This is a genomic window from Myxococcus sp. CA039A (genome assembly GCF_013336645.1).
GTDB lineage: Bacteria > Myxococcota > Myxococcia > Myxococcales > Myxococcaceae > Myxococcus > Myxococcus llanfairpwllgwyngyllgogerychwyrndrobwllllantysiliogogogochensis.
Genome location: NZ_JABUMQ010000078.1, coordinates 1 through 26,590, shown reverse-complemented (window position 1 = coordinate 26,590; position 26,590 = coordinate 1). Strand labels below are relative to the sequence as shown.

At 68.6% G+C, this 26,590-nt stretch carries 21 protein-coding genes and 1 pseudogene; 6 read left to right on the top strand and 16 right to left on the bottom strand.

The window, feature by feature from the left end; all coding sequences use genetic code 11:
* Nucleotides 1–59 precede the first annotated feature (59 nt).
* Nucleotides 60–740, top strand: coding sequence for a DUF2625 family protein (locus tag HR086_RS15335; RefSeq protein ID WP_174465990.1), 681 nt, complete (start codon nucleotides 60–62; stop codon nucleotides 738–740).
* A gap of 38 nt (nucleotides 741–778) precedes the next feature.
* Here HR086_RS15335 and HR086_RS15330 read toward each other — a convergent pair whose 3' ends face one another.
* Complete coding sequence (locus tag HR086_RS15330) at nucleotides 779–1,750, bottom strand: response regulator (RefSeq protein ID WP_174465989.1); 972 nt, start codon at nucleotides 1,748–1,750, stop codon at nucleotides 779–781.
* 58 nt (nucleotides 1,751–1,808) lie between these two features.
* Between HR086_RS15330 and HR086_RS15325 the strand changes: the two genes are divergently transcribed.
* A complete protein-coding gene (locus tag HR086_RS15325) occupies nucleotides 1,809–2,405 on the top strand; it encodes a hypothetical protein (protein WP_174454973.1) in 597 nt (198 codons plus the stop codon).
* Here the strand turns inward: HR086_RS15325 and HR086_RS15320 are convergent.
* Both HR086_RS15320 and HR086_RS15315 read right to left on the bottom strand, forming a co-directional pair.
* Entirely contained in the window at nucleotides 2,377–3,534 is a 1,158-nt protein-coding gene (locus HR086_RS15320; protein WP_141644733.1) for a sensor histidine kinase, read from the bottom strand. The genes HR086_RS15325 and HR086_RS15320 overlap by 29 nt on opposite strands.
* 262 nt (nucleotides 3,535–3,796) lie before the next feature.
* Nucleotides 3,797–4,099: a DUF2795 domain-containing protein gene (locus tag HR086_RS15315; protein ID WP_141644734.1), complete on the bottom strand. Its 303-nt coding sequence runs from the start codon at nucleotides 4,097–4,099 to the stop codon at nucleotides 3,797–3,799.
* Nucleotides 4,100–4,284: 185 nt separating this feature from the next.
* Between HR086_RS15315 and HR086_RS15310 the strand changes: the two genes are divergently transcribed.
* Nucleotides 4,285–4,527 (top strand): hypothetical protein, encoded by a 243-nt coding sequence (locus HR086_RS15310; RefSeq protein WP_141644735.1) that lies wholly within the window; start codon nucleotides 4,285–4,287, stop codon nucleotides 4,525–4,527.
* Between the two features lie 66 nt (nucleotides 4,528–4,593).
* On the opposite strand, the gene HR086_RS15305 is transcribed toward HR086_RS15310, so the two are convergent.
* The 7 genes and pseudogenes from HR086_RS15305 to HR086_RS15275 form a co-directional block, all read right to left on the bottom strand.
* Nucleotides 4,594–6,207, bottom strand: a complete 1,614-nt coding sequence (locus tag HR086_RS15305; RefSeq protein ID WP_174461907.1) for a pyruvate dehydrogenase complex dihydrolipoamide acetyltransferase — start codon at nucleotides 6,205–6,207, stop codon at nucleotides 4,594–4,596.
* A gap of 5 nt (nucleotides 6,208–6,212) precedes the next feature.
* Nucleotides 6,213–7,208 (bottom strand): annotated as a pseudogene (locus HR086_RS15300) (pyruvate dehydrogenase complex E1 component subunit beta); the annotation flags it as partial.
* A gap of 44 nt (nucleotides 7,209–7,252) precedes the next feature.
* On the bottom strand, nucleotides 7,253–8,377 hold the full coding sequence (gene pdhA / locus HR086_RS15295; protein WP_141644746.1) for a pyruvate dehydrogenase (acetyl-transferring) E1 component subunit alpha: 1,125 nt from the start codon (nucleotides 8,375–8,377) through the stop codon (nucleotides 7,253–7,255).
* Nucleotides 8,378–8,510: 133 nt separating this feature from the next.
* A complete protein-coding gene (locus HR086_RS15290) occupies nucleotides 8,511–9,257 on the bottom strand; it encodes a hypothetical protein (protein WP_141644738.1) in 747 nt (248 codons plus the stop codon).
* Nucleotides 9,258–9,312: 55 nt separating this feature from the next.
* On the bottom strand, nucleotides 9,313–10,872 hold the full coding sequence (locus HR086_RS15285) for a hypothetical protein (protein WP_174465988.1): 1,560 nt from the start codon (nucleotides 10,870–10,872) through the stop codon (nucleotides 9,313–9,315).
* Nucleotides 10,873–10,944: 72 nt separating this feature from the next.
* Nucleotides 10,945–12,408, bottom strand: coding sequence for an MFS transporter (locus HR086_RS15280; RefSeq protein WP_174454970.1), 1,464 nt, complete (start codon nucleotides 12,406–12,408; stop codon nucleotides 10,945–10,947).
* An 82-nt stretch (nucleotides 12,409–12,490) separates the two neighbouring features.
* Nucleotides 12,491–13,171, bottom strand: coding sequence for an NUDIX hydrolase (locus HR086_RS15275; RefSeq protein WP_174465987.1), 681 nt, complete (start codon nucleotides 13,169–13,171; stop codon nucleotides 12,491–12,493).
* 141 nt (nucleotides 13,172–13,312) lie between these two features.
* On the opposite strand from HR086_RS15275, the gene HR086_RS15270 reads away from it, so the two are divergent.
* The 3 genes from HR086_RS15270 to HR086_RS15260 all read left to right on the top strand — a co-directional run bounded on the left by HR086_RS15270 (nucleotide 13,313) and on the right by HR086_RS15260 (nucleotide 19,433).
* Entirely contained in the window at nucleotides 13,313–15,823 is a 2,511-nt protein-coding gene (locus HR086_RS15270; protein ID WP_174454969.1) for a bifunctional UDP-sugar hydrolase/5'-nucleotidase, read from the top strand.
* Entirely contained in the window at nucleotides 15,823–17,820 is a 1,998-nt protein-coding gene (locus HR086_RS15265; RefSeq protein WP_174465986.1) for a hypothetical protein, read from the top strand. The genes HR086_RS15270 and HR086_RS15265 overlap by 1 nt, the downstream gene beginning before the upstream one ends.
* 80 nt (nucleotides 17,821–17,900) lie before the next feature.
* A complete protein-coding gene (locus HR086_RS15260) occupies nucleotides 17,901–19,433 on the top strand; it encodes a hypothetical protein (protein ID WP_141644744.1) in 1,533 nt (510 codons plus the stop codon).
* A 93-nt stretch (nucleotides 19,434–19,526) separates the two neighbouring features.
* Here HR086_RS15260 and HR086_RS15255 read toward each other — a convergent pair whose 3' ends face one another.
* From HR086_RS15255 to hemA, 6 genes are all read right to left on the bottom strand, one after another.
* The gene (locus HR086_RS15255; RefSeq protein ID WP_174454968.1) at nucleotides 19,527–19,793 is read right to left on the bottom strand and encodes a hypothetical protein; all 267 of its coding nucleotides are present in this window, start codon (nucleotides 19,791–19,793) and stop codon (nucleotides 19,527–19,529) included.
* 270 nt (nucleotides 19,794–20,063) lie between these two features.
* Nucleotides 20,064–21,908, bottom strand: a complete 1,845-nt coding sequence (locus HR086_RS15250) for a GspE/PulE family protein (protein WP_217441818.1) — start codon at nucleotides 21,906–21,908, stop codon at nucleotides 20,064–20,066.
* Nucleotides 21,893–23,689, bottom strand: coding sequence for an adhesin (locus HR086_RS15245; RefSeq protein WP_174454967.1), 1,797 nt, complete (start codon nucleotides 23,687–23,689; stop codon nucleotides 21,893–21,895). Before HR086_RS15245 ends, HR086_RS15250 begins: the two co-directional genes overlap by 16 nt.
* A 233-nt stretch (nucleotides 23,690–23,922) precedes the next feature.
* A complete protein-coding gene (locus HR086_RS15240; protein WP_217440011.1) occupies nucleotides 23,923–24,654 on the bottom strand; it encodes a uroporphyrinogen-III synthase in 732 nt (243 codons plus the stop codon).
* Between the two features lie 42 nt (nucleotides 24,655–24,696).
* The gene (gene hemC / locus HR086_RS15235; RefSeq protein WP_174454965.1) at nucleotides 24,697–25,635 is read right to left on the bottom strand and encodes a hydroxymethylbilane synthase; all 939 of its coding nucleotides are present in this window, start codon (nucleotides 25,633–25,635) and stop codon (nucleotides 24,697–24,699) included.
* A partial coding sequence (gene hemA / locus HR086_RS15230) for a glutamyl-tRNA reductase (RefSeq protein WP_174465985.1) occupies nucleotides 25,632–26,590 on the bottom strand: 959 nt, incomplete at its 5' end. The genes hemC and hemA, both read right to left, overlap by 4 nt.

Below are 26,590 nucleotides of genomic sequence, written 5' to 3'. Positions count from 1 at the left end.
CGACGCCGCCTTCTGAAAAGAAGGCGGCGTTTTGTTTTTCCGGGGCACGGTGGCTCGCCATGCGGACGTTGCAGGAGCTGCTCGACGCAACCTCGCCGGCCTGGCCCCTCGTGCAGGAGTGGCTCGCCTCCGCGAGCAGCCCCGTCGAGGTTCTGCCTCGGGATGAAGTGGCTGCGGGCGAGGTGCTCCAGCAGCTTCAAGTGACGACCCGCTCCACCTTGGGCGCGGTGGCCTATGAAACAGGTGGGCTGCTCGTCGACCAGGGCTGGCTCCGAGTCCTGGGCAGCGGTGGTGTGCGGATGCGCGGGAGCCTGGCGAATTGGAATGCCCTGGGCGCGCATCTGGCGGTGGCACCGACACAAGGGATGCTACTCGTCGCCCACGACGTCCTCGGTGGCCACTTCGCACTCGACGGCGGGGCGCTCGGCGAAGGACGTGGCGGCGCGTTCTACTTCGCCCCCGACTCGCTCAAGTGGGAGGACCTGGGACGCGGCTACTCGGACCTGCTCGCCTTCTTTCTTGAAGGAGATCTCTCCGAGTTCTACGGCGCGTACCGCTGGTCCGGCTGGAGCGAGGATGTCTCACGCCTCTCCCCGGATGAGGGTTTCTCCCTCCACCCTCCGCTATGGACAGCGGAGGGCAAGGACCCTGCCCTCGTGTCTCGGCGCGCGGTCCCCATGACGGAGTTGCTGAACGTCCAACTCGAGTTCGCGCGTCAGCTCGACGGCACTGCCCCCTGAGGGCGCTCGCGCCCCGTCCCCTCCCCTGTTGTACCGACTCAAGCCGACGGCGTGGGGATGCTCCGGCGGAACACGGAGAGCGCGGCGGCGAGCCGGTCCTGTGCCCGCTGCACGCCCCGGCGCAGGAGCAGCATCCGCACCTTCTCCGGAAGCGCGCTCGCGCCCTGCGTGCTGCCAAATCCCACCAGGTCCATGCGCAGGGTGATGGCCTCCAGCAGGTCCCCCAGGTCCGCCTGCGGACTGGCCAGCAGCAGCACGTCCGGAGGCCGTCGCTGGAGGCGCTCCGCCAGCGTGCGCCACTGCGGATCGCCCGTCTCGACAACGACGACGTCCACCGTCTCCAGCTCAGGCGCGTACGGCGCCACCTCTCGCACCTCGAAGCCCGCCTCCCTCAGCGCGCGGAGCGCATCCTCGCTGCCCACCACCGCCACCTTCCCCTCCAGCACCGTGCGAGAGGACTCCTCGTAGGCCCGCAGCTCCACCTCCAGCGCCACGTGCGCCGGCTCCGGTGCGTCCTGCCCTGCCGCTAGCAGCGCGGCCGCTTCCCGGGCCTGCTCCCGCGCCTGCTCCCGCACCTGCGTCCCGGACGTCCGCCGCTCCAGCGCCGCCCGCACCTTGGCGCGCAGCACGCGCAAGTCGTCGAAAGGCTTGAGGATGTAGTCACTCGCCCCCGCGGCGAACGCGGCGATGACGGACTCGCTGCTCGCGTAGGCCGTAATCATCAGCGCCTCCATCGTGGGCTGGAGGTTGCGCGCCTCCGCGACGAGATCCACCCCACCCATGCCGGGCAGGTTCTTGTCCGTCACCAGCACGTCGACGCGCTGCTCGCGAAGAATGGGCAGCGCATCCTCCGCGCTCGCCGCCACCAACACCACCAGGTCCGACTCGCGCTCCAATAGCCGCGCGCAGATGTCGAGCACGACGGGCTCGTCGTCCACCACCAACACCGTCGAGGCGAGCGTTCCCCCCTCCCCACCGCCGCCCTCACCGGTCTCGAACGGGAGATCCATGACTTGGGAGATTCGCACAGCTTCACGCGGACTTCGAGGCTCGCATGCGAGGGCCGCTATGCTGCCGTCCGTGGCGAGCTTCGAGGACGCGTTGCTGGAGAACCGGGTGCCCCCGCTGCTGGGGGACGTGCGCCTGCGTTACGACGGGGGGCGGCTGCTGGGCGAATCCCTCCCTCCGCGCTGGGAGCGGAGAATGCTGCCGGGACTGTGTGTGGGTGTCGCCGTGGGCTGCGCGCTGGGCGCCGCCGTCATGGTGGGCCTCGAGAAGGGCGCCTTCCCCATCACAGCCGGGACGCTGGCCCTCGTCGCCGCGGCCCTCGTCGGAGTGGCCCTGCGATTCGAGGCCCGGCTGGGACGCCGCCGATTCGTGCTGCACTTCCGCTCGGAGACGCTGCGCCTGGAGCGGCTGGCCTGGACCCCCGGCGCCACCCGCTCGGAGCTGGTGCCCTTCGACGCCGTGCGCGCGGTGCACCTCGTCGAGCGTCCCGGGCCCCGCTACGCGCTCGTCGTGGAGTACGCCCGAGAAGGGGCGCAGCCCCAGCGCGCGGTGCTGGTGGAGGACGTGCGCCGCTCGGAAGGCGAGTCACTCCACCGGATGTGGCGCGTGCTCAGCAACGCCTTCGGCCTCAGGGGAGCGGGGCTCGCCGGAGGGTGATTTCGATGTCCGTGCCCTCGCCCGGCGTGGACGACAGCCGCAGGTTGCCACCCGCCTGCGTCACCAGCTCCCGGCAGATGGACAGGCCCAGGCCCGTGCCGATGCCCACCGGCTTCGTGGTGAACAGCGGCTGGAAGACGCGCTCCTGCAGGTCCATGGGGATGCCGCAGCCGTTGTCCGCCACCGTGAGGACCACGTCCTCGGGGCGTACGGACCAGCGCACCTCGATGCGCCCCTGACGTCCCGTGCCACCCATGGCCTGCGCCGCGTTGACCACGAGGTTGAGCAACACCTGGCACAACTTCACCGGACCGAAGACGACCCGCACCGGCTCGCCGTTGCTCGTCAGCCGCGCCCTGTCTCGAACCTCCGCCCGCGCCAGCTTCACCGCGAAGGAGACCACTTCGGCCACGTCCGCCGTGCCCTCCATGTCCTCGCCACGCGCCTGCGCGCGCAGCCCGAGCGCCACCTGCCGCAGATGCTCCGCGCCGTCCGCCAGGTCCTTGATGAGCGCGGGCAGGTCCTCCACCGTCTCCGCGACAGGAGGACTCGGGTCCGCCGGCAGATGCTTCGACACGTACTGGATGACGCTGGTCAGGTCGCGCTGCAGCGACGCCACGTTCTGCGACAGGTAGCCCACCGGGCCCATCAGCTCGTGGGCGATGCCCGCCGTCACCTGGCCCAGCGTGGCCAGACGCTCCGACTTCATCATCCGCCCTTCCACCTCGCGGATGCGCAGCTCCAGCCGGGCAATCTTCAGCGCGTCGTCCAGCGCCGCCTGAAGCTCCGAGCGGTCCCACGGCTTGACGAAGTAGCGCGTCACCTGGCCGCGGTTCACCGCGTCGATGACGGCCTGCATGTCCGCATACGCCGTGACGAGCATGCGCTTGGCGTCGGGCGCAATCGAACGCGCCCGCTCCAGCAGCTCCACGCCCGTCATCCCCGGCATGCGCTGGTCGGAGAGGATGACGCCAATCTCTCCCTTGCGCTGCTCGAGCAGCGTCAACGCCTCGCTTGGCGATGCGCTGCGGAAGATGCGGAAGCGTTGTCCGAAGTTCGCGTCGAAGACCCGCAGGTTCAGGGCGTCGTCGTCGACGTACAGCACCGCGGGTAGCTCAGACGGGTTCATGACGCTCCTCCTGGCCGGCTATCCCACGACGAGGCCAGGCTGGTGACGCCTAGGATAGCGCCTCCTCCGACTCCCTTTCTTCTGGGTGCCGACGGAACCGTCCCCCCGGGACGCAATGCCTCCTCAACTCTAGAGCAACCAGACAGGTTTGACCCCCAGGAAAATCCAGACGACCGCATGGTTCCCTGCCTGGGCACGGAGGTGCCAGGCGGCTTTGCATGGACACGCCGGGAGAGCGCCCGGCGCGCCTGGGAGGGAGGATTCAGCGGGGAGATGTGAGGGTGGAGTCGCGCGTCTCGGGGAGCTGCTCCGCGTGGGCGGCATCCTGCTCGAGGGCCACGGCCACCGCGTCCACGGAGGGGAAGCTGCCCCTGGGCAGCACGCCCAGCAGCGAGAGCACCGTGGGCGGGGCCTCGTTCTCCCGGGCCACCCAGGTGAGCTCTTCAGCGGTGAGGGGGAACACCGCGCCGAGCAGGGCCTGGTGCAGCGACTGCGCGAGAGGCAGCGGCTGGCCCACCCGCTCCTCCAACTCCGACACACCCTGGACGAGCCGTTCGCGTGTCATGTCGTCGTTCATTTGGACGAAGTTAAGCAGCGAACCGACGCGGCTGCCGGCCTTTTTTTCGTGCCTGCTCAGCAAGCGAGGGAACGGGCCTTGCGGCGGGGCCTCGGGGTGGACGCCTATCGCCTCGCGTCACACCGTTAACGGAGGGACTCCGCACGAGTCTCCACCCCCAGGAGGACAGCGCCATGGCGCACCAGGACAAGCCGGACGACGTGCCGCGCAATGCGGCCAGTGACAGTGATTACGTGGAGCACATCGAACACGTAGAGGCCACGCGCCCCGAGCCCTGGCCGGGCATGAGGGGCCGTTCGCTGGGAGACGAGCATGACCTGCCCACGGGCACGAGCCGCGAGCAGCAGGCGAGCGTGACGTGCGAGCAGCGACGACTGGAAGAGGAAGCGCGCCGCGAAGAGCCGACGCGCCAGTGACGAAGCGGCCCGCTCCCGTGCGCCCCTGAGAATGGGGCACGACGAGGAGCGGGCCACGAGAACGGCCTAGAAGAGCAGCCGCGTCGGGTGCTCGAGCAGGCCGCGCAGCTCCCGCAGGAACTCCGCGCCGATGGCACCGTCGATGATGCGGTGGTCGCACGACAGCGTCGCCGTCATCATCTTGCGAATCACCATCTGCCCGTCCCGCGCCACCACCTTGTCCGCCACCGCGCCCACCGCGAGGATGGACGCCTGCGGCGGGTTGATGATGGCGACGAACTGGTCGATGCCGTACATGCCCAGGTTGCTCACGGTGATGGAGCCGCCCGTGTACTCCTCGGGCTTGAGGGCGCGCTTGCGGGCGCGCTCCGCCAGCTCACGCACCTCCGTGGAGATCGCCTGGAGCCCCTTGGTGTCCGCGTCGCGGATGACGGGCGTGATGAGCCCCTGCTCCAGCGCCACGGCGATACCCACGTCCACCGAGCCGTGGTGGACCACCTGGTCCCCCTGGAGCGAGACGTTGATCTTCGGGTAGCGACGCACGGCCATCGCCACGGCCTTCACGATGAGGTCGTTGACGGAGACCTTGAGCTCCATCGCCTTCGCCTCCTCGCGCACCTTCACCGCGGCATCCATCTCCACCTCGAGGGTGAGATAGAAGTGCGGCACGCCGGGCTTCACCTCCGTCATCCGCTGCGCGATGACCTTGCGCATGGACGACAGCGGCTCGGACCGCGCCTCGGGCCGGGCCACCGTCGCCGCGGACGGAGCCTTGCGCGCGGCGGGCGCCGAGGGAGCGGCCGCCGGAGCCTTCACGCCCCGAGCCAGCGCCTCCTCGATGTCGCGCTTCACCACGCGACCCGACGGGCCGGAGCCCTGCACCTGGGCGATGTCCAGGCCCCGGTCCTTGGCGATCTTCTTCGCCAGCGGGCTGGCCCGGACGCGTCGTCCTCCGGAGGCCACCGGTGCCGACGCGGCAGGCGTGGCCTGTGCGGCGGGCGCTGGGGGCCTGGGCGCGGCGGCCTCGACGGGCTTCGGCACGGCGGCCGGAGTCGGAGCAGCGGCGGCCTTGCCACCCTTGGGCGTGAGGTAGGCGATGGGCGAGCCGACGGGCGCCGACTGGTTCTCCCCGACGACGATCTCCGCCAGCGTCCCGTCGTCATAGGCTTCGATTTCGAGGTTGGACTTGTCCGTCTCCAGCTCGGCGAGCGCCTCGCCAGAGGAGACCTTGTCCCCCACCTTCTTCAGCCACTTGACGATCTTCCCCTCCGTCATCGTCGGGGAGAGGCTCGGCAACTGGATGGCGATGCGACCACCGCCCGTCGCGGGAGCGGCGGCCGGGGCCACGGGGGCCTCGACCTTCGCGGCGGGAGCAGGCGTGGGAGCGGAGGCGGGCGCGGCGGCCTTGGGCGCCGGAGCGCCACCCGCCGCCACCTTCTCGCCCTGCGCGCCGATATAGGCGATGGGCGCGCCGACGGGGGCCGACTGGTCCTCGCCGACGAGAATCTGAAGCAGGTAGCCGTCGTCGTAGGCTTCGATTTCGAGGTTGGACTTGTCCGTCTCCAGCTCGGCGAGTGCCTCACCGGAGGAGACCTTGTCCCCCACCTTCTTCAGCCACTTGACGATCTTCCCCTCCGTCATCGTCGGGGAGAGGCTCGGCATTTGAATGGGCGTGGCCATACGGGTCAGGCTCCCTGGCGGTACAACACCTTCTTCACGGCCGCGATGATCTTGGGCGCGTCCGGCTGGGTCGCGTTCTCCAGGTTCGCCGCATAGGACATGTTCACATCGAGCCCCGTCACGCGCTCCACCGGCGCGTCCAGCTCGTCGAACGCCTTGGACTGGATGATGTCCACCACGGAAGCGCCGATACCCGCCAGCGCCCAGCCCTCCTCGACGATGACGGCGCGGTTCGTCTTGCGCACGCTCGCCAGGATGGCCTCCTCATCCAGGGGCCGCAGCGTGCGCAGGTCCAGGACCTCCACGCTGATGCCCTCCTTCGCCAACTCCTCGGCCGCCTGCATGCAGAAGTAATACATGCGGCTCCAGGTGATGACGGTGACGTCCGTCCCCTCGCGCTTCACGTCCGCCTTGCCCAGCGGCACGACGTGCTCGCCCTCGGGCACCTCGCCCTTGAGCGCGTAGAGCCGCTCGCCCTCGAACATGATGACGGGGTTCTCGTCGCGGATGGCCGCCTTGAGCATCCCCTTGGCGTCCGCGGGCGTCGCGGGCGCAATCACCTTCAGGCCCGGGAAGTGCGCGTAGTTGGACTCCAGCGCCTGGCTGTGCTGGCTGGACAGCCGGCCACCGGCGCCGCCCGGCCCCCGGAAGACGATGGGGCAGCGCAGCTGACCGCCGGACATGTGGCGCAGCTTGGCCGCGTTGTTGACGATCTGGTCCATCGCGAGAATCGCGAAGTTCCAGGTCATCATCTCCACCACGGGACGCAGGCCCACCATGGCCGCGCCCACGCTCATGCCGCCGAAGCCCAGCTCGGAGATGGGCGCGTCGATGATGCGCGCGCTCCCGAACTTGTCCAGCAGCCCCTGCGACACCTTGAAGGCGCCGTTGTAGCGACCCACTTCCTCGCCAATCAGGAAGACGTTGGCGTCGCGCTCCATCTCCTCGGCGAGCGCCTGGTTCAGGGCCTCGCGGTACATCAACTCGGGCATCGTCGGCTCCGACTCGAAATCAAAAAGGTTGGTTTGGTCAGGGGGCGGGGGAACTAGCGGGTCAGGCCCGCCTTCTTGTCCGCAAGCTCCGCCTGCTCACGCGGCTCCAGGTCCCACGTCACCTTCAGCTCCTGGCCGCTCGGATACGACGGCCAGTTCGTCACCTTCGTGCCCAGCACCCGCTCACGGGGACGCACGTCCGGCTCGCCCGGCTCGACGATGGTGTCGCGCCACAGCTCTTCCAGGCTCGGCTCCGGGGACTCGTCCGCGAACTTCACCGCGGCGTCCACCTGCGCCTTCACCTCTTCTTCGATTCGCTCGAAGTCCGCGTCCGCGCCCAGGCCGTTCTTGATGGCGTAGTCGCGCAGCTTGGGGATGGGGTCGCCCTTGCGCTCCTCCTCCACCTCCTGCTTGGAGCGGTAGGTCGCCGGGTCCGCCATGGAGTGGCCACGGAAGCGGTACGTGTTCGCCTCCAGCAGCACGGGGCCCTTGCCCGCGCGGCACCACGCGGCCGCGTCCTTCACGGCCTCGTACATCTTCAGCACGTCCATGCCGTCCACCGGCTCGCCGCGCATGTCGTAGGCGGCGGCGCGCTTGTAGATCTCCGGCACCGCCGACGTGCGGGAGATGGCCGTGCCCATGCCGTAGCGGTTGTTCTCGCAGATGTAGATGACCGGCAGCTTCCACTTCGACGCCATGTTGAACGTCTCGTGGAGCGCGCCCTGGTTGGCCGCCGCGTCGCCGAAGTAGCAGACCGTCACGCGGTCCTCGTTGCGATAACGGCTGGCGAAGGCCATGCCGGCCGCCAGCGGAATCTGCCCGCCGACGATGCCGTAGCCTCCGTAGAACTGGTGCTCGATGTCGAAGATGTGCATCGAGCCGCCCTTGCCCTTGCTGTAGCCGGTGCCCCGGCCGAACAGCTCCGCCATCACCATGCCCGCGTCGCTGCCGCGCGCCAGGGGCTGGCCGTGGTCGCGGTACGCGCTGAGCATGTAATCTTCCTTCCGGATGGCCTCGATGGGGCCCACCGCCACGGCTTCCTGGCCAATGTACAGATGGCAGAAGCCGGCGATCTTCCCCAGCGTGTACTGCTGGCCCGCGCGCTCCTCGAAACGGCGGATGAGGTACATCTTCCGGTACATCGTCAACAGCAAGTCTTTCGAGTACGGGCTGGCCACCGCGGGTGCCTCCATGCTGTCCGCCCCTCCTCACCCGGGGCGGCAAACGCCGTGCGCCTCATAGCGCGCGGCAGGGGGACTTCAAAGCCTTTCAAACCCCTCAGGGCCGCACCTGTGTTCCAGGCGCGGTGCGTCAGGAAACGAGGGTGAAATGCGGGACGCTGATGATGCCGTCCAACAGCGTCACCGGTCGACCGGAATGATCCGTGGCCAGGTGAATCACGGTGGCCTCGGGGAAGCGCACCCGGTAGTCGTTGGCGTGGGTGGGCTCGTTGTCGAAGGCGGCCACCACGGTGCCCAGCCGACCCAGCCTCGCGTGCGCCTCTCGCTTGAACGCGTCGTCGTCCTCGCGCAGCGTGGGCTTCATCAAGAGCAGCACCCGCGCGTCGTCCGGCACCGCCATGCCGTGGCGCCGCATGCAGGCGACGGAGCCCTCGCGCATGCCCTCGTGGCGCCCGGTGACGTAGACGAGCCGCGCACCCGTCGCCACCACGGCGTGCGTGAAGGCCGCCGCGCCGTCGATGGCCTCGTCCACCTCGCAGTACTCGCTGGTGAAGAAGCGCTCGCCCCAGAAGCGGCGGGCCTCTGGGAAGTGGGCCTGCACCTGGGCTTCCTCCAGGCCACAGGCACGCATCGCGTCACGCATGTCCCAGCCGGAGGTCCAGTGCTCGGGGCCGCAGGCGGCGAGGCTCGCCACGGCCTGCGCCTCGCCATATTCCCGGAGGATGCGGGCCTGCCGGTGCCGGTTGTCGAGCAGGGTGGAGTCCAGGTCGAACGCCAGCACCGCCCGCTCGCCGAGGGAGCGGGCCCGAGCCAGGATGGCGTTCAGGCTGTCGCGCCAGTCGTCGCGGATGCGCTTCTTGAAGTCTTCGTGGGCCATGGGCGCGGCGAAGACTACCCGCGCGCGCCCGCCCGTGCCGCCGAAACCGCCTGTGTCAGGCGGCTGACTGCCAGGGCATGGGGCCAGGGGGCGCGCCCGGCACCGTGTCCGCGAAGCGCAGCATGCGCTGGATGCCGTTGCGGTCCAGCACCAGCCGCACCAGCTGCGTGCTCTCCTGGCGGCGGTCCGTCTCCTCCTCCTCCACCGTGAAGCGGAACACCACGTCCACGGGGTAGCGCTTGGCGCCCCGGATGTGCCCCACCGACAGGTCCGCCAGGTCCACGTACTCCAGCGCCAGTTCGGGCTCGTCCATGTCCCGCAGGAAGCGCTCCACGTTGAGCCGGAGGATGTCCGTGACGCCCGACAGGCCCCGGTCCGAGCGCGGCAGGAGGCGCGCGTCCAGGATGATGTGCTTGCGGTAGCGGATGACCGTCTCCGTCAGCTCGCCCTGGGACACGGTGAGGAAGTCGTCCTGGTGCCGCAGCGCCGCCACCGAGTCCGGCACCTTGGGCCCGTAGTCCACGCGCTCCTCGCACCTGCCGATGGTGCGCCCCGTCACCGGGTCCACCAGGTCCGCGGTGCGGTCCGACAGGTGCGTGGCCGCCACGCGGCTCGACAGCCGCCGCAGGCCCTCCTTGATGCGGTCCTTCATCATGTAGCCGACCACGGCGATGAGGAAGAAGTTGAGGCTCACCTGGGTGAAGCGGATCTGCGCCCACAGCGCCACCGCCGTGGCGAACGCCATCGCGATGCCCGCAGCCAGCGCGAACAGCACCTCTTCCCACCCCTGCCGCTTCTGCAGGCGGCGCGAGGACAGGAAGAGCACGTTCATGCAGAACTTCTTCAGCATGCCCAGCCGCAGGATGTACTCCTCGTTGTCGCCCGTGGGGCTCAGCACGCTGCGCAGCCGGTGCTCCTTGCGGTAGGACTCCTCGCGCAGCACCGCCTCCATCAGCCCCTTGCGCAGCCCCAGCCACGGCTCTCCGCGCGGCAGCGACTTCATGTCCGCCACCGAACGCCGGAAGCCGTTCTCCACCAGCAGGCTGACGTACTCGTCCACCAGCCGCAGCGACGCGCGGGAGCGCTCCTGCAGGCGCAGCTCCCCCACCGAGCGCAGCCACTGACGGAAGCGCGCCAGCACCTGCGTCACCCCCGCCTGCATCGCCACGACTTCCGACTCCAGCGTCGCGCACGCGTCGGTGGGCAGCGCCACCGGCCCCTCGCAGCGGGACTCCACGCCCGTGGCGAAGCGGCGCAGCGCCCCGCGCAGCACGCACGACAGGAGCTTCGCCTGGTAGACGACATCCCGCTCCGAGCCCAACCCTGTGCGCAACCACGCCTCCAGCCGCACCAGCGGCGAGGTGTCCGACGAGAGCAGCTCCTGCACCGCCATCACCGGCGTCTTGAAGCGCACGTAGTTGTGGATGTCCGCGTAGAAGTCCGCGCGGGGGTACGTCTCCTGGTCGATGTTCAAGCTGCCAGGGAGGAACAGATGCGCCTCCACGAGGTAGCGCGTCTCGTCCACGCCCGAGGGCTGGTACTCGAGCTTGATCTCGAACTGCTTCCGGTCGTGAACCTCGAAGCGGCTATGGAGCGGTGCGGGTGCCTGGGACACACCGCCACTCTACGTTACAACCCTGTCACGGGGGAGTGACGCCCCCGTGACGTCCAGCGGTCCACAGGGGGCTCAGCCCCCGGTACCAGTCTTGGGAGCTGCAACTGTCTGCGTGACAGCGGAAGCGCCCGAGGCGGGGGCGGCCTTGGACTGGGGCCGGGCGTTCCAGACCTTGGTGGCCAGCAGCAGGCCCGCGAAGGACAGGGGCAGCATGGCCAGGGGCCAGTTGCCCCAGTTGTGGGGGTCCTTGGCCACCTCCCCCGCCGGCAGGATGCGCCCGAGCAGCAACGACTGGAGCGCCGTGCCCGCATACACCGCGCCGTCGATGATGCCCACCGCGAGGCCCGCGTTCTTCTTGCCACCGAAGTCCATGCTGGCGGTGCCGGACAACATGCCGTGCACGCCGATGACACACAGGGACATGAAGATGACCGTCCACCCCAGCGCGGGGCTGCCCAGGAGGAACAGCGTGGCCACCGCGCCCACGCTCATGCCCGCGTAGAGCACCGCGGAGACAGGACCCCGGCGCGAGTCGAACACGCGGTCGCTGATGACGCCGGCGAACATGCCGCCAGTGATGCCCGCCACGCAGAGCAGCATGCCCCAGTTGGCCGCGACGAAACCGTCGGCGATGCCCGTCGCCTTCGCGAACTTGGGGTACCACTGCATGATGGCGTTGCGCATGAAGCCGCTGCAGAACTCCACCATCAGGATGATGATGATGGTGCGGTTGGTGATCATCTTCTTGAAGACGGGCCACACGCCCAGGCCCGCCTGGGACTCTCCGCTGGATGCGTCCGCGGTGTCGAAGTCCGGATGGCCCGTGTGGCTGGGCGTGTCGCGGATGACGAAGTAGTCCACCACCACGAAGGCCGCGAGGATGGCCGCGGGCACGAAGAACACCCAGTACGTGGGCGCCGCCTTGGCGATGAAACGGCTCCAGTCGTAGGCGAAGTACACGCCCAGGGAGATGAGGATGCCGAACACGCCGCCCAGCTGGCCGCGCTCGCGCACGTGGAACCAGGACGCGTTCACCTTGACGATGGAGACCGCGCCAAAGCTCTGGAAGTACATGTTGACGGCGTAGAGGAACGACAGCGTCCCCACGATTCCACCCGGCGGCTGCCAGCCGTCCGTGAGCACCTTGTAGACGACGATGCCCATCAGCACGTTCGCCACGGACGAGCCCGCGGCCGACAGCAGGATGGTCTTCCGCCCACCGAGCCGGTCCGTCAGCGGACCGTTGAGCAGGAAGGCGCAGCCGTACACGAGCGTGCCCCAGAAGAAGATGGTGCCGAAGTCCGCGTTGGACGTGTGGCCCTTCATCGCGCTGGTGGCTTCGTTGAGGTTGTAGCGCCCCATGTAGAGGAACGCGTACGTCATCCCCAGTGGGAACCAGTTGAAGAAGCGGCGGCGGCGGAACGCGTCCGTGTGACCCAGCTCCACCTTGGGCAGGCGGGCCAGCACGAGCGAGATGGCCCCCAGCAGGATGAGAATGGGCAACAGGTTGGCCAGCCACGGGGGCAGCGACGACATGCAGCGACCTCGTCAGTGGAGTGCGGAAACGCCGCGCACCCTACCCTGGCACGCGGCCCGCGAGAAACCCCACGGACATGTCTCAGCCCAGTCGGGCGAGCAGCCTCGTCAGCGACACCTCCGTCTTCGCATCCGGGATGTCACCGCGCCGGCACGCGTCGAGGACCTCCTGGAGCGTCCGCCACTGAAGCAGCGTCCCCTCTTCCAGGGGCGACCCATCCCCCTCCGGCTCCTCCTGCTTCACGTCCGTGACGTCCACCGCCGAGGGGAACACCTTCTCCGAGAGGATGCCCGGCGCCAGGAAGAACGAGCCCCCCAGCAATTGGATGTCCTCGGGGCGCACCGCGTAGCCCGCCTCCTCGCGGACTTCTTCGGCCGCGCGGCGCCGCAGGCCCTCCTCACCCTTGTCCTCCGGCTCCAGCAACCCCGCGACGATCTCCTCCACCCGCAGGTAGCCCGCACCGGGGTCCGGCACCGTCATCGCGTCCCGCTGATCCTTCCGGAAGTATGCCGCGGGCCTCAGGTTCATCCGCGTCAACACCTCCAGTCCCGCCGCACCGCGTCGATAAACGAGCACCGACACCGCATCGAGTCGGGGCCTGTCCACCACGTCCACCCGGAAGACTGGCGAGGAAGAGCCGTCCGCGCGTCGATTGCGACACCGCAGGCGCTTCACTCGGAGGAAACCCTCGTCGCAGCGCGCCGTGGCCGAGAAATCCTCGATGATCTCGATGTCAGTCACACTGGAATGGCTCTGCCGCATGTCTGCCTGCTCTCCTGGAGTTGAACGGTCAAGGTGTGCGAGTAGGAATGCCATGGCGGCGTAGCTTGCCCGCCCGTGTCCGATACCGTACCTTGCGCGCGCTTTACTCCCGACGTCCTACCGAAACACGGATTCTTCCTGATGCGTCGCCTCCTGCTCGGCCTTCTTAGTGCCCTGGCCACCGCCTCATGCATGCCAGTGGTGGAGGGCCAGGACTACCACCTCGAGGGGCAGGAGGTGCGCCTCACGCTCCTTCATACCTCGGACATCCATTCCCGGCTCATCCCGTATGACTTCGCTCCGCTGAAAACGGACCAGGACCTGGGCCTCGTGCCCGAGGCCGGTCCCTTCGGTGGCGCGACGCGCATGGCCGCCATCCTCAAGCGCGAGCGCGCGAGGGGCGAGCGGGTGATGCACGTCGACTCGGGCGACTGCTTCCAGGGCGCTCCGATCTTCAACCTCAACAACGGTGAAGTGGAGTTCCGCTTCCTGTCGCAGGCACGTCTGGATGCCGCGGTGGTGGGCAACCACGAGTTCGACGCCGGCGCGCTGAACTTCACGCAGCAGGCCAAGCAGAACGCCACCTTCCCGCTGCTCGCCGCCAACTACAACTGGAATGACTGGCGGCAGAACGGCAGCAACGAGACGGGGCTGGAGACCTCGCCGTACACCATCCGCAACATCAAGGGCCTGCGGGTGGGCATCGTCGGCATGGCCAACATCTCCTCGCTCAACTCCATCGTCGAGGGTGGCAACAGCCTGCAGGTCACCCCCCTGGAGCAGAACGAGGTCGTCCGCGCCTATGTGGCGCTCCTGCGGCCGGTGACGGACCTCATCGTCCTCGTCAGCCACCTGGGCCTCACCGAGGACCAGGACGTCGTCCAGGGCTACGAGGCCTATTACGAGTACGGCCGCGCCCGCAGCTTCATCCGCCGCGAGGACAGCCCCTGGCAGGTGCTGGAGTGGTTCGGTCCCGAGGGCAACGAGAACTCGGTCGTCCGCGTGTTCGTCCCCGGCGTTTCTGGCGTCGACGTCATCATGGGCGGCCACCTGCACGTGGTGCTCAACCCGCCGCAGCTGCTGGCGGACCCGAGCGGCCGCAAGGTGGTGCTCGCGCACTCCGGCGCCTTCTCCAAGTACGTGGGCCGGCTGGAGCTGGTCGTGAAGATGCCGGACGTGCTCGGCACGGGTGAAGGCGGCGAGGTCCTCAGCCAGGACTACCGCGTGTTCCCCATCGACGGGCTCTGGTGCGACGACGCCATGCGCCGCTACCGCTACGACTCCAACATCTTCTGGGAGGACGGCCAGTTCATCCAGACCCCCGCCGTGCGCGCGGCCATCGACGCCTGCCGCGAGCAGGAGGACCGACAGACGACGCACCTGCTCCAGCCCTACATCATCGGGATGGACATGAAGCTGCAGCTCACGAACATCTTCGCGTACGCGCCCACGGACGTGACGCGCCGGAACAACTCGACGGGTGGCGACTCGCCGCTGGGCAACATCGCCGCGGACTCGATGCGCAAGCGTCGTCGCGTGGACGCGCAGATGGCGCTCACCAACTCGCTGGGCATCCGCGACAACCTCTACTCCGGCGTCGTGTCCCAGGAGTCGATGTTCAACGTGTTCCCGTTCGAGAACACCATCAACATCATGTACCTGTCGGGCAAGGAGATGCAGGAGATGTTCGACTTCGTGGCCGAGCGCTCCTCCGAGCGTGGCTGCGTGAGTCAGGCGCAGATCTCCGGTGCCAGCTTCACCATGGACTGCGCCCAGGTGCAGATCAACGACCTGCGCGTCGAGTGCAAGCTCTCGCTGGAGGGCGCGGACTGCCCCCCGGACAACCGCGAGGGCCACGCTCCCTGGCAGTGCATCCAGGACACGAGCACCTCGGCCACGACGGGCCGCTGCTACGCCCACCCCGGCACGAACATCGTGGTGGGCGGCAAGCCGCTCAACCCGTTCGGCACCTACCGCGTGGCGGTGAACGACTACATCGCCAAGGGTGGCTCGGGCTTCAACGTGCTCAAGCGCAACACCACGCGCCAGGAGACGGGCATCTCCCTGCGCGACTCGCTCATCGGCTACATGCAGGACTTCTGCACCTGCGACGACATCAACGCGGGCTACGCGACGCGTGGCAACCGGGCTGACGGGCAGCGCTGTGGCTCGCTGGTGAACGGCCAGTGGGTCATCAATGATCGCCTGCGCGCCTCCTGTCGGGAGATGCAGGACTATGAGAATGAGCTGTCCGCCAAGGTGGGGAGCTGCTCCTGCGAGGACCTGCTGCGCAACGGCTACAACCCGTCGAGCTGCGGTGTCGCCTCCGTCACCAACCCCGACCAGGCCCGCGCGGCCTGCATCGCCGCCAAGCAGGTGGGCACCTGCACCTGCGGAGATCTGGCGGCCCGGGGCTACAACCCGGATGGCTGCAACATCCCCGACGTCACCACCGCCCTGGAGGCCCAGGCCGCCTGCGCGGTCTCCGCGGGCCCGTTCACCGGCCGGTGTGACTGCCGCGAAGTCATGAGTGGAATCAACCCCGTGTGCGGAACGGTGACGCAGCAGCTGCGCAACTTCTGCACGAACCCGACGGCGATGCCCATCGCCGACGCCGTGGAAGACGGCCGCATTGGCCGGAGGGTGAAGTAATGAAGAAGCTCATGCTGCTGTCGGCGCTGGCCCTGGTCGGCTGTTACACCGAGGAGTCGCCTCAGCCGAAGGGCCTCGCGTCGTTCGAAGTCACCGTGAAGGGCTTCTACGTCGCGGACTCCAATCCGCGCGCGTCGCTGCCCGTGGTGGCCAGCTGCGTTGCCCAGCACGGTGGCACCCAGGCCGCCGTGCCCATGGAGCTGCGTGGCACCCCGGACTGCCGCCTGGCCATGCCTCGCGGTCCGGTGGATATCGACTTCGATATCCAGGCGGTGGACGTGAAGGGCCAGCCGATGGATGCGTTCAACGGCCCCGTCTCCTTCCGCACCGTCCCGGGAAACCTCACCGGCCCCTATCGCTACCGGTGGGTGCAGCTCACCAATGGCAAGGGCACGGGCACCGTGCGCAGCGCGCAGCTCTACGGTGAAGCCCACGTGTGGGTGGAGGACGAGCCCGTCCAGGTCGACTACGCCGAGGGTGAGGTCGTCGCCGGAGAGCTCCCCGAGGAGCCCGCCACGCGCACCTTCTCCACCGGCCTGTCGCGCTCCATGCACTTCGAGGAGCCCACCATCGCCACGGTGCAGGTGCCGCAGAACAGCGACCAGCTCACCGCGTACAACGGCACGTTCATGCGCATTGGTCGCGCGCCCGAGGCGGGCTCGCCGCTGATCCAGAACTGCGAGCCGGACGACCCGAACTACAACCAGCCGGTGACGCTGCTGGTGACGGGCACGGACCCGGGCGGCTTCTTCGTGACGGACCTGACGGCGTGCCGCGTGCGCGAGGGAAGCATCCCCGGCGCCAACACCCAGACGGCGGAGCCCTCGGGCTTCTTCCCAGGCCGCTTCAACGCCCTCTACATCTACAACTACTCCTTCCCGGAAGGGTTGGATCCGGGCGACCTGCTGTGGTCCATCGCGGGCTCCGTGCAGGAGTTCACCGCGACCACGCAGCTGACGTTCCCCTCGTGGAGCATCCGCGAGAAGGTCCGCCTGCTGCCCCAGGCCGAGTGGAACAAGTACCTGGCCCTGGCGCCGCCGACGGAGATCAACGGCCGGCTGTGCGGCTTCAGCGGCTCGCCCTACATCACGGACGTGATGTGCGGCTACAGCTACGGCAACTACAAGATGGAGGGCCTGGAGTCCTCGCTGGTGAAGATTCGCCGGGTGAAGTTCCCGCAGGTCTTCCGGAGCTGCGACGCCAACGGCAACAACAGCGTGCCCTTCTTCTGTCCCGACCCGCGCACCAACGTCTTCGGCGCCTGCGGCGAGGACGACCCCAATGACCCGGACGTCCCCGAGCGTAAGTGCAACGTCGACTGCACGCTGGGCCTGGGCGAGTACCGTGGGCAGATCTGCGCGGAGAAGACGACCTACGACAACTTCGGCCAGTTCGTGGTGGAGATGAACCCGACGGGCGCCGCCGAAGCGGGCCTGGACGCCACCGTGAACGGCCGACTGCACGCGCTCAACGCGCTGCCGCCCGTGTCCCCCGCCACCGAGGCGTGGACGCGCTCCTCCAACGCCTACACCACGGGCGTGACGGTGAACATCTGGTGCGACAAGGCCGTGAATGTGCGCTTCGGCGGCAGCAGCGTGCCCGGTGTGGCGACCAACGTCGCCCTGGCCGCGGCCACGCGCCTGGAGCACACGCTCAAGGACAACCAGTTGTTCGTGTGGGTCTCCGTGCAGGACGCGGTGAACGGCTCGGCCAGCTGCAAGGTGAGCCAGCACCCGCGTACCCGCATCAACCTGGTGACCAAGGACGCCGTACCGGACCTGGTGGTCAACTGCAGCGAGACGGATGCCGACGCGGAGCGCGCCGAGCAGTGCCGGTTCCTGCATGGAGCGACCTTCGACATCGTGGGCCATCTGCGCCACGTCAGCGCGGCTCGGCCTCGCTGGATTGTGCTGCCCCGAGATCAGGACGACCTCTGCTGCTACCCTGGCCCGGGCATGGAGTGCCCGCGTCCCATCGAACCTTGCGTGAATCCGTAGGCTTTTGACGAAACTCGCGCCCCGGGTCACCGGGGTGCAGGGAGGAGCGAACCCAAGCGGGCGCTCCGTGGAGAGGGACATTGAAAACGCTGCAGAAGCTGGCCCTGACCGGCCTTATCTCCCTGAGTGTGCCCGCCTGGGCCAGTGACTTCGTGGACACGCGTCTGTCGTTCGTGTTCGCGGACGACAACGTGCTCGCGGGCTCGGGTGAAACCACGCCCAACAGCCCCAACGCACGGTTTGGCGCGGGCAACCAGAACACCCAGTTCTACGACAACTTCAACACGCGCTTCTCCGGCTTCGAGTCGCTGTCGAACATCGTGCTCTACAAGCGGGCACCGGCGTTCTTCGAGGGACTGACGACGGAGGCGGCCCTGACGCTGCTGGTGCTGGAGCGCCCGAGCGGTCAGGTCGCCATCCAGGACAACTCCAGCTACATCCGGCTCAACTACCAGCCCCCGGGCTGGGGTGAGAAGGAAGGCATCTCGCTGGTGGGCTTCCCGGTGTCCGCGGACCGCTTCCGGCTGGGCTATGCGTACCGCATCTCCTGGGGCGGCAGCGGCGTGTTCACCACCCGCTCGGCCACCAACGGCGTGCCGGGTGCCAAGCTGCAGATCACCCGCGACAGGTGGTACGCGTACGTGGGCGGCAAGACGGCGCTGGTGCAGAACGAGCTCGTCCTCGAGGAAGAGACGCTCTACGGCGTGATGGCCGGCGCGGGCGTGGACATCCTGGAGACGCTGCGCGTCGAGGCGGGCGGCGGCTACTTCCAGAAGGGCCTGGTCCCCGGGCTCGCGACGCTGGGTGTGGAGGCGCCGGTGAACGCCGCGGGCGTGTCCGCGCAGGTCGTCTACCACGTGGGCGTGCCCGTCGGCACGAGCGTGGACTTCCGGCTCTACAAGAACGACCCGGAGATCTACGAGCGCTTCTTCGCTCCGGAGAAGTACCCGGGTGGCCTGTCCTACTCCGTGTCGCTGGAAGGCAGCTACCTGTCCCAGACGCTGGAGAAGCCGGACCAGTTCGGCGCGACGGAGCCCCAGGGCGCCACGGCGCTGGCGCTGCAGGCCCGCGCGAAGCTGGGCTTCCTGCGCCTGAGCCTGCTCGGCCTGTACCGCAGCCTCTCGTACATCCAGTTCGACGTGCCGGGCTTCCCTCCGTTCCAGGACTTCCCCGAGGGGACGGAGCTGAACCCGGAGATCTTCCTGGCGTTGGGTGCGGACTACCACCTGCCGGCGCTGCACTTCACGCCGGGCTTCATCTTCGGCATCCAGCGTCCGGCGTCGTTCCGCAGCCCGACGTCGCTGCTCGGTGGCAACAACCCGCCGCCGAACCTGGTGGGCACGCGCACCGTCGTGGTGCGTGACGTGAATCAGCTGAGCATCCTGCCGGAGACGTGCGGTGGCTCGGGAGCGTGCGGCGCGGAGCCCATCTACTCCGCCAAGGCGACGTTCCGCTGGGACCTGTCCGACTCCGTCGCGGCGGTGGGCGAGGTCTACTACACGTACGACACCAACCGGACCACGTTCCGGGACGACATCACGGGCGTGGCGCAGGCCACGTTCGAGAAGCCGCACGCGCTGGGCTTCAACACCCTGCTGCAGGCGCGCTTCTAGGCGTTCGCTCGGTTGAGCAGACATCGCGGCCCGGTTCCCTTCACGGGGGACCGGGCCGTTGTCGTTTCATCCCGGTGTGGCTCGACCAGCCCATCAATACGGCAGCGCGAGGCCATGCTCCTGGAGCGCAGCCGCATAGCGCTCCTGAGCATCCCGAAGCTGTTCGACCGACTCTTGAAGTAGCTCCTGAGCAGTCGAGGTGTCCCCCTGCATCAGGGCCGAGAGGGCCTCGGACGTGGTGATCACCATGGAATGCAGCGTGTCTCCCTGGATGACGACGCCGGGAAAACGGCGTCCTGGGAGACGAATCACTGCGTTGTTGCCGGGCGTCGTGAACAGTTCAACTTCGATGAGCGTCATTGGAGTGACTCCGAGCCCACATGAGGTGACGGGACTTCAGCCAGGGCCCACAAAGACACGGGTCTTGGATGGCTCAGCAGGACACGCGGAGTGGAGCAATACTAGATGAACCAGCCAACACAAACCCAACGCTGACTGTTTCAGAAAACCATACGCCATGCCGCTTCGAGCCGTCCTCGCATGCATGACCTGGCGCAATTCCTGTCAAGTCAGATACAGGTGGCCGCGGGACTCCCACCCTGTCAGCGAGAGTCCTGTCCACGCCCCGCCTCACGCCGAAGTCATGCGCACCACTTCGTCGAAAGCCGTGAGCCCTTGAGCCAGCTTGCGCACGGCGGCCTCGCGCAACGTGCGCATCCCTCCACGCCGAGCCACTTCCACCAGCTTCTCGTAGGGAGCCTCGCGTGAAATCTGCTCGCGCAGCTCTCCATTCGTGGTGACGATTTCGAAGACGCCCGTGCGGCCCACGTAACCGGTGCCTCGGCAGCGCACGCAGCCCGCGCCCTTCAGCAGGCGCACCCCACCCGGCAACAAAGGCAGCGGAGCCTGGAGCGCGAGGAGTTCATCCGGAGTCAGCGTTGCCTCCTCCGCGCAATGACTGCACACGCGGCGCAGCAGGCGCTGGGCCATGACGCCCAACAAGCTCTGCGCCAGGAGGAACGACGGGACACCCAAATCCCTCATGCGCGCCACGGCGCCCAGCGCGTCGTTGGTGTGCAACGTGGAGAGGACGAGGTGTCCGGTGAGCGCGGACTGGATGGCGTTCTCCGCCGTCTCCTGGTCACGAATCTCACCCACCATGATGACGTCCGGGTCCTGCCGCAGGATGTGGCGCAGCGCGCTCGCGAAATCGAGCCCCAGCTTGGGCTGCACCTGCACCTGATTGAAGGCGTCCCACACCATCTCGATAGGGTCTTCAATCGTGGTGACGTTGACGTCCGGGCCCGCGAGCGCCTTGAGCGCTGAGTAGAGCGTCGTCGTCTTGCCACTGCCCGTTGGCCCCGTGACGAGGATGAGGCCGTGGGGCTGGTCAATCCACGACTCGAAGGAACTCTTCTCGTCCGGCTCGAACCCGAGCTGGGCGATGTCCTGCACCAGCGTCTCCGGGTCGAAGATGCGGATGACCACCTTCTCGCCAAAGGCCGTGGGCAGCGTGCTGACACGCAACTCCACCTCACGCCCGTCCCGCTCCGTCTTGATACGCCCGTCCTGGGGCTTGCGCTTCTCGGAGATGTCGATGCGCGAGAGCATCTTCACGCGCGACACAATCGGCGGATGCACCTGCGCCGGCAACGAGTACACCGGGTGCAACACACCGTCGATGCGCAACCGAACCACACTGGTGGCCCGTTTGGGCTCGATGTGGATATCCGAAGCGCGGTTGTCGAAGGCATAGCGCAGCAGATAGTCCACCGCCTGTACCACGGGCCGGTCCGACGCCTCCAACTCCTGCGTGCCGCTGAGCGACACGAGCTGCTCGAAGTTGGAGAGCTGCCCCCCACCCGCCGCCACGCTGAAGTCATCCGCCGCGCGGGCCAGCGTCTTCTTGAAGCCGTAGATGTCGGAGATGGACTTGAGGATGTCCGCCTTCGAGCTCAGCACCGGCTCCACCGGGAGACTGGTGAGGCGATGGAAGCTCTCGAACAGCTCGCGGTCGAACGGGTTGGCCACCGCCACCAACAACCGCCCCTGCGCCGTACGCTCCAGCGGAAGTAACACGTGCTTCTGCGCATACGGCCGGGACACCGTTCGCGTGGCAAGCGTCATGTCCAGCTTGAGCGGGTCGATCTTCCGGTAGGCGATGCCCGCGGCGCGCGCGGCGGCCTCCGTGACGCGGTCCTCGTCCAGCACGCCCCGGCCACTGGCCAGGGGCACCTGGAAGGCCGCCACCACCTCCACCGGCGACACGTCGTAGCGCGCGGCCTCCTTGCCACTCGCGGCTGTCTGCGCCTTGAGGACTCGCGCTCGCGCGGCCCCCTCCTTCGCGAGGATTTCCTGGGCCTGCTGGGCCGTCAGCAGCCCCTGCCCCACCAACGCCTCCAGCACGAAGAGCGTGGTGAAGTCATCCCGGCTCCGTGCGGGAGGGTTGCCAGAGCCGCTCACTGCTTGTGCCAAGTCCGTCTCCTTCCCGCCACCAGCAGCAGCAGGACCAATCCACCCAGGAACGCCGCGGCCGAGACAGGAGCACCTGTACAACCACAGCCATCCGGACCATTGACGCTGCCCTGGGGAGGCCCCGCGTCCACGGGCGGTGGCGGCTGGGTGCCACCATCGTTGCACAGCGTGCACGGGCCGGCGTCGGGCCGCGCCAGCGGATCGTAACAGGTGCCCCCGGAAGCACAGAGCATGTTGGGCGCGCAGTCCTGATTGGAAAGACAGACAGGCAGGCAGGCGGAGCTCCCCTGCTCCACCGCGCCACACCGCAGCGTCGAGGGACACGAGCTGGTGGAGCACGCCCGGACGCAGGCTCGCTCACCGTCCTTGTTCACCACCTGGCACGACGTTCCACCCGGGCAGGCGCACGCCGAGACGGAGCACTGCTGCGCACACACGCCCTGCGTGCCCCCTTCCGCGAAGAGGCAGTATTGGTTGGTGCCGCACTCTGCGTTCGCCGCGCACGCATCGCCCACCTGCTTGCCCGCCGTCTGCTTCGGAACACAGACACGGTCACACGTCCGGCAGACGGAGTTGCTGTCACAGTCCAGGTCGCCATAGCAGCCGGGGACACAGAGGTCGCCCTCGGGCCGGGTCTCACAGGTATAGCCAGGGCGGCAGTCACTGCCACCGGGCGTACAGTCCTTGAGACAGATGGAGCCCTGCCCGGCCACGTTGGAGCACTCCGAGCCCGCGGGGCACGAACCGGAGCCGCTGCACGTCTCCGTGCAGTATCCATTGTCCCACCGGTCGAACTCGCCGTTGCCAGACGGAGGGGCCACCGGGGCGATGCAGTCGCCATTCGTGTTGCCGCAGCTTCTCGGGCCAGGCGTGCACTCGCGGCCCACGGGGGTGACTCCGTCAGGCAGGGCCGGCAGACAGGCCCGCGTGTACCCGGAGACCGCCGTGGACTCGCGACAGACATAGGGGGCCGGACACTCGCCGGAGGTACTGCCGAAGCAGCCCTTCGCACAGACCTTGAGGTCCGCGCCAGAAACGGTGGACGGAGCGGTGACACACGTCAGGCCAGTGGTGCACGCGGTGCTGTCACAGGGCGAACCGACGGCGCCCGTCTTCGGATAGAAGCGGCACAGCGCCGTCCTGTCGTAGTCCGCGAGCTGGCGTCGGCTCTCGCCCCTCGGAATGTCGAAGAACATCACCGCGCCAATGGCCTCGAAGGAGTCGCCCAGGCCCAGGCAGTGGCCAATCTCGTGCGTCAGCACACTCTGGATGTCGTATTGGCCCGCGGGCGTGGGCGTCAGCGTGGACCAGGTGAAGTCCACGGCGTTGAGGAAGATGTCGCACTGGTACACGTAGCCGCTGAAGGTCAGTGGACGCGCGGCGGAGGGCCTGTCCCCGCCATTGAGCGTGTCCGTGTAGCGCGGGTCGCTCGCGCTCGTCACCCAGACGGGCACCACGTTGAAGCGGTCGGTGGGGTCATTGACGTTCGCCATGGGCGAGCCCGTCGTGGCCACGCCACCGTCCTGGGGGAAGGAGAAGGTCGGCCACGAGCAGCTCACCTGCCACGTCTGGGCCGCCGCGCGGCTGGCGGCCACCACCAGGTTGAGGTCATTGCCCGCGGGCTGTGCCTGGCGGCCGTCCACGTAGAAGACGAAGGGGTCCGCGGGGGTGCTGAGCACCCGGTGGCCCAGGTCCTTGTATTCCAACACCTGTTGCGCCGCCGCGGTGACGGACAACAACAACCCGAGTACGACGGCGCTCCGCTGCGAACCCCGAATCATCGAAGACCCCTCCACGTCGACCATCCCCGGGTACGCATTCGCCCGGACGTCGACGGGAAGGACAGTCTACCCGCGAACGGCGCGGAGGCTCACACCCGTGACTCAAGCGGGGCCGCCTCCCGCGACGGGCAAGGCCGAATCCCCCGGGCTACCCGCACATAGCGCGGACCGTGGCATCCACCCACGACTCGGGCCGAGGACGCTCCGCGACAGCCGAGGCCAACTTCCGTGAGCTACCCGCGCACCGCGCGGACCGTGGCATCCACCAGCGCCTCGGGCGTGGGCTTCTCCGCGACGGCGGTGGCAGGCAGACCGAGTTGCTCCAGTGCGGACGCCGTGGTGGGGCCAATCGCCACCACTCGCGCGGGCCCCAGCCGCTCGCGACCCGCCGCTTCCAGGAAGGCCTCGACGGTGCGCGGCGAGGCGAACACCGCGACGTCCGGCGGTGAACCGGCGAGCAGCTCCAGCGCCTCTGGCGAAAGCTCCGCTGGAAGAGAGCGATAGGCCGTCACGCGGGTGACGAGCACGCCCGCGTCTCGCAATGCATCCTCGAGTTCGCGCCGTCCCTCTTCCGCCGCGGGCAACAACACCTCGTCACCCGACTGGAGCGCGTCCTTGAGTACCTCGAAGAGCGCTTCCCCTGTCCCCTCATCCGGCTCCGCGGCGACGTCCAGGCCATAACCCCTCACGGCGCGCGCCGTGCGAGGCCCCACCGCCGCCAGCTTCACGCGGGCGAGCCGCTGCGCCGTGCCCGCCTCGCGCAGCGCATCCATCAGCGCGTCCACCGAGGAGGGACTCGCGAACACCACCCAGCGATAGCGCTGGATGTGCTCGGCGGCGGACGCCAGCGGCCGAGGGTCCTCCGGAGGGCGCAACTCCAGCAGTGGCAGGCTGAGCACTTCCGCGCCCTCGTCCTCCAGGAGAAAGCACAGCTCCTCGGCCCGCTCACGCGGGCGCGTCACCAAGACTCGGATGCCTTCCAGTCGCCGTTCCACGCGGGCGACAGTCTAGGGCCGTGCGTCCGGGCGGCGAGCGAAATCACGCAGGATGTCCGCCGCGCCCTGCGACAGCAGGTCCTCGGCCAGCGCCTCGCCCAGCTCCCGCGCCTGTGCCACGGGCCCACGGACCTCGCCCCGCACCACCCGTGCGCCATCCGGCCGGCCCACGAGTCCGCGCAGGTGCACCATGCCCTCGGACACGGTGGCGTGCCCCGCCAGCGGCACGGTGCACCCTCCCTCGAGCTTCGCCAGCAGCGCGCGCTCGGCCGTCACCGCCACGCGAGTCGTCGCATCCTCCAGCGGGGCAAGCAGCCCACACACCCGCGCATCGGCACCTCTGCACTGGATGGCGAGCACACCCTGCCCCACCGCGGGCAGGCTCACCTCGGTGGACAACACCTGGGTGATGACACCCTCCAGGCCCAGACGCTTGAGTCCCGCGTACGCCAGCACCGCGCCCGCGAGCCCCAGCTCCTTCGTCTTCTGCAAACGCGTCTGCACGTTGCCACGCAGGCTGACGATTTCGAGGTCCGGCCGACGCGAGCGCAGGATGCAGCTGCGACGCAGCGACGACGTGCCCACGCGCGCGCCCTGGGGCAGCGAGTCCAACGTCTGTCCCTCCAGGCCACAGAAGGCATCGCGAGGGTCCTCGCGCGTCGGCACCGCCGCGAGCACCAGGCCCTCCGGCAGCTCGGACGTCATGTCCTTCAGGCTGTGCACCGCGAGGTCGGCGCGACCGTCGATGAGCGCCTGCTCGATTTCCTTCACGAACAGACCCTTGCCACCCACCGCGGACAGCGGCGCGGACAGGAAGCGGTCTCCCTCGGTGGTCATCTCCACGAAGGACACCTCCAGGCCGGGATGATGCGCGGCCAGGAGCGCTCCCACGTGACGCGCCTGCCAGAGCGCCAGCGGACTCTGTCGGGTGGCGATGCGCACGGACTTCATCGCTTCGCCCCCGTGGCGACCTGTTGTGGGACAGGGGCCAGGGCGGAAGAAGCCGCGTCCGCCGCCTCGAGCTCCGCCTCCAGCAGACCGAACAGCTCCGCGGCGGCACCCGCCAACCGGTTGCCTTCGCCCTCCGGCCCCACGGCGCGCAGTCGCGAGGTGGGCTCATGCAACAGCTTGTTCACGATGGCGCGCCCCATGGCCTCGATGCTCTTGCGCTGCTTGTCCGTCAGCCCGTCACCCAACGCCGTCAACGTGCGCTCCACTTCCGTGCGGGCAATCGCCTCCGCGCGCTGACGCAGCCTCGCGAGCACCGGCATGCCCTCGCGCAGCGCGCGCTCCTTGACGAAGCGAGCCACCTCCTGCGCCACCAGCACGCCCGCCTTGTGCGCCTCCTCGGCGCGCGCGGCCGCGTTGTCCGCGACGAACTTCTGGATGTCGTCCACGTCGTAGGCGTGCACCCAGTCCAGCGTGCCCACCCCGGGGTCGATGTCTCGAGGCACCGCCAGGTCCACCATGAACAGCGGCCGGCCCTTGCGCCCCTTGCCCACCGCGCTCACGTTCTCCCGCGTGAAGAGGGGCACGGGCGACGCGGTGCTGCACACCACCACGTCCGCGGCGCCCAGGAGCGTGAACAGCTCCTCGAAGGGACGCGCTACCCCACCCACCTCCATCGCCAGCGCCTCCGCGCGAGCCAACGTCCGGTTGGTGATGAACAGCTTCGTCGCGCCCGCCTGTTGCAGATGGCGCGCCGCCAGCTCTCCCATCTCCCCTGCTCCCACGACCAGCACCGTCTTGCCCTTCAAGCCGTCGAACACCTTGCTGGCCAGCTGCACCGCCGCGGACGCCATGGACGTCGCCGCGCGGCCGATGGCCGTCTCCGTGCGCACGCGCTTGGCACACCCGAACGCCGCCGCGCACGCCCGCGTCAATTCACCCCGCACCGCCCCCGCGC

Excerpts from the sequence above, each read along its gene's own strand:
- HR086_RS15335 (WP_174465990.1), top strand. The coding sequence starts at position 60 with ATGCGGACGTTGCAGGAGCTGCTCGACGCAACCTCGCCGGCCTGGCCC.
- HR086_RS15330 (WP_174465989.1), bottom strand. The coding sequence starts at position 1,750 with ATGGATCTCCCGTTCGAGACCGGTGAGGGCGGCGGTGGGGAGGGGGGA.
- HR086_RS15325 (WP_174454973.1), top strand. The coding sequence starts at position 1,809 with ATGCTGCCGTCCGTGGCGAGCTTCGAGGACGCGTTGCTGGAGAACCGG.
- HR086_RS15320 (WP_141644733.1), bottom strand. The coding sequence starts at position 3,534 with ATGAACCCGTCTGAGCTACCCGCGGTGCTGTACGTCGACGACGACGCC.
- HR086_RS15315 (WP_141644734.1), bottom strand. The coding sequence starts at position 4,099 with ATGACACGCGAACGGCTCGTCCAGGGTGTGTCGGAGTTGGAGGAGCGG.
- HR086_RS15310 (WP_141644735.1), top strand. The coding sequence starts at position 4,285 with ATGGCGCACCAGGACAAGCCGGACGACGTGCCGCGCAATGCGGCCAGT.
- HR086_RS15305 (WP_174461907.1), bottom strand. The coding sequence starts at position 6,207 with ATGGCCACGCCCATTCAAATGCCGAGCCTCTCCCCGACGATGACGGAG.
- HR086_RS15290 (WP_141644738.1), bottom strand. The coding sequence starts at position 9,257 with ATGGCCCACGAAGACTTCAAGAAGCGCATCCGCGACGACTGGCGCGAC.
- HR086_RS15280 (WP_174454970.1), bottom strand. The coding sequence starts at position 12,408 with ATGTCGTCGCTGCCCCCGTGGCTGGCCAACCTGTTGCCCATTCTCATC.
- HR086_RS15275 (WP_174465987.1), bottom strand. The coding sequence starts at position 13,171 with ATGCGGCAGAGCCATTCCAGTGTGACTGACATCGAGATCATCGAGGAT.
- HR086_RS15270 (WP_174454969.1), top strand. The coding sequence starts at position 13,313 with ATGCGTCGCCTCCTGCTCGGCCTTCTTAGTGCCCTGGCCACCGCCTCA.
- HR086_RS15265 (WP_174465986.1), top strand. The coding sequence starts at position 15,823 with ATGAAGAAGCTCATGCTGCTGTCGGCGCTGGCCCTGGTCGGCTGTTAC.
- HR086_RS15255 (WP_174454968.1), bottom strand. The coding sequence starts at position 19,793 with ATGACGCTCATCGAAGTTGAACTGTTCACGACGCCCGGCAACAACGCA.
- HR086_RS15245 (WP_174454967.1), bottom strand. The coding sequence starts at position 23,689 with ATGATTCGGGGTTCGCAGCGGAGCGCCGTCGTACTCGGGTTGTTGTTG.
- hemC (WP_174454965.1), bottom strand. The coding sequence starts at position 25,635 with ATGAAGTCCGTGCGCATCGCCACCCGACAGAGTCCGCTGGCGCTCTGG.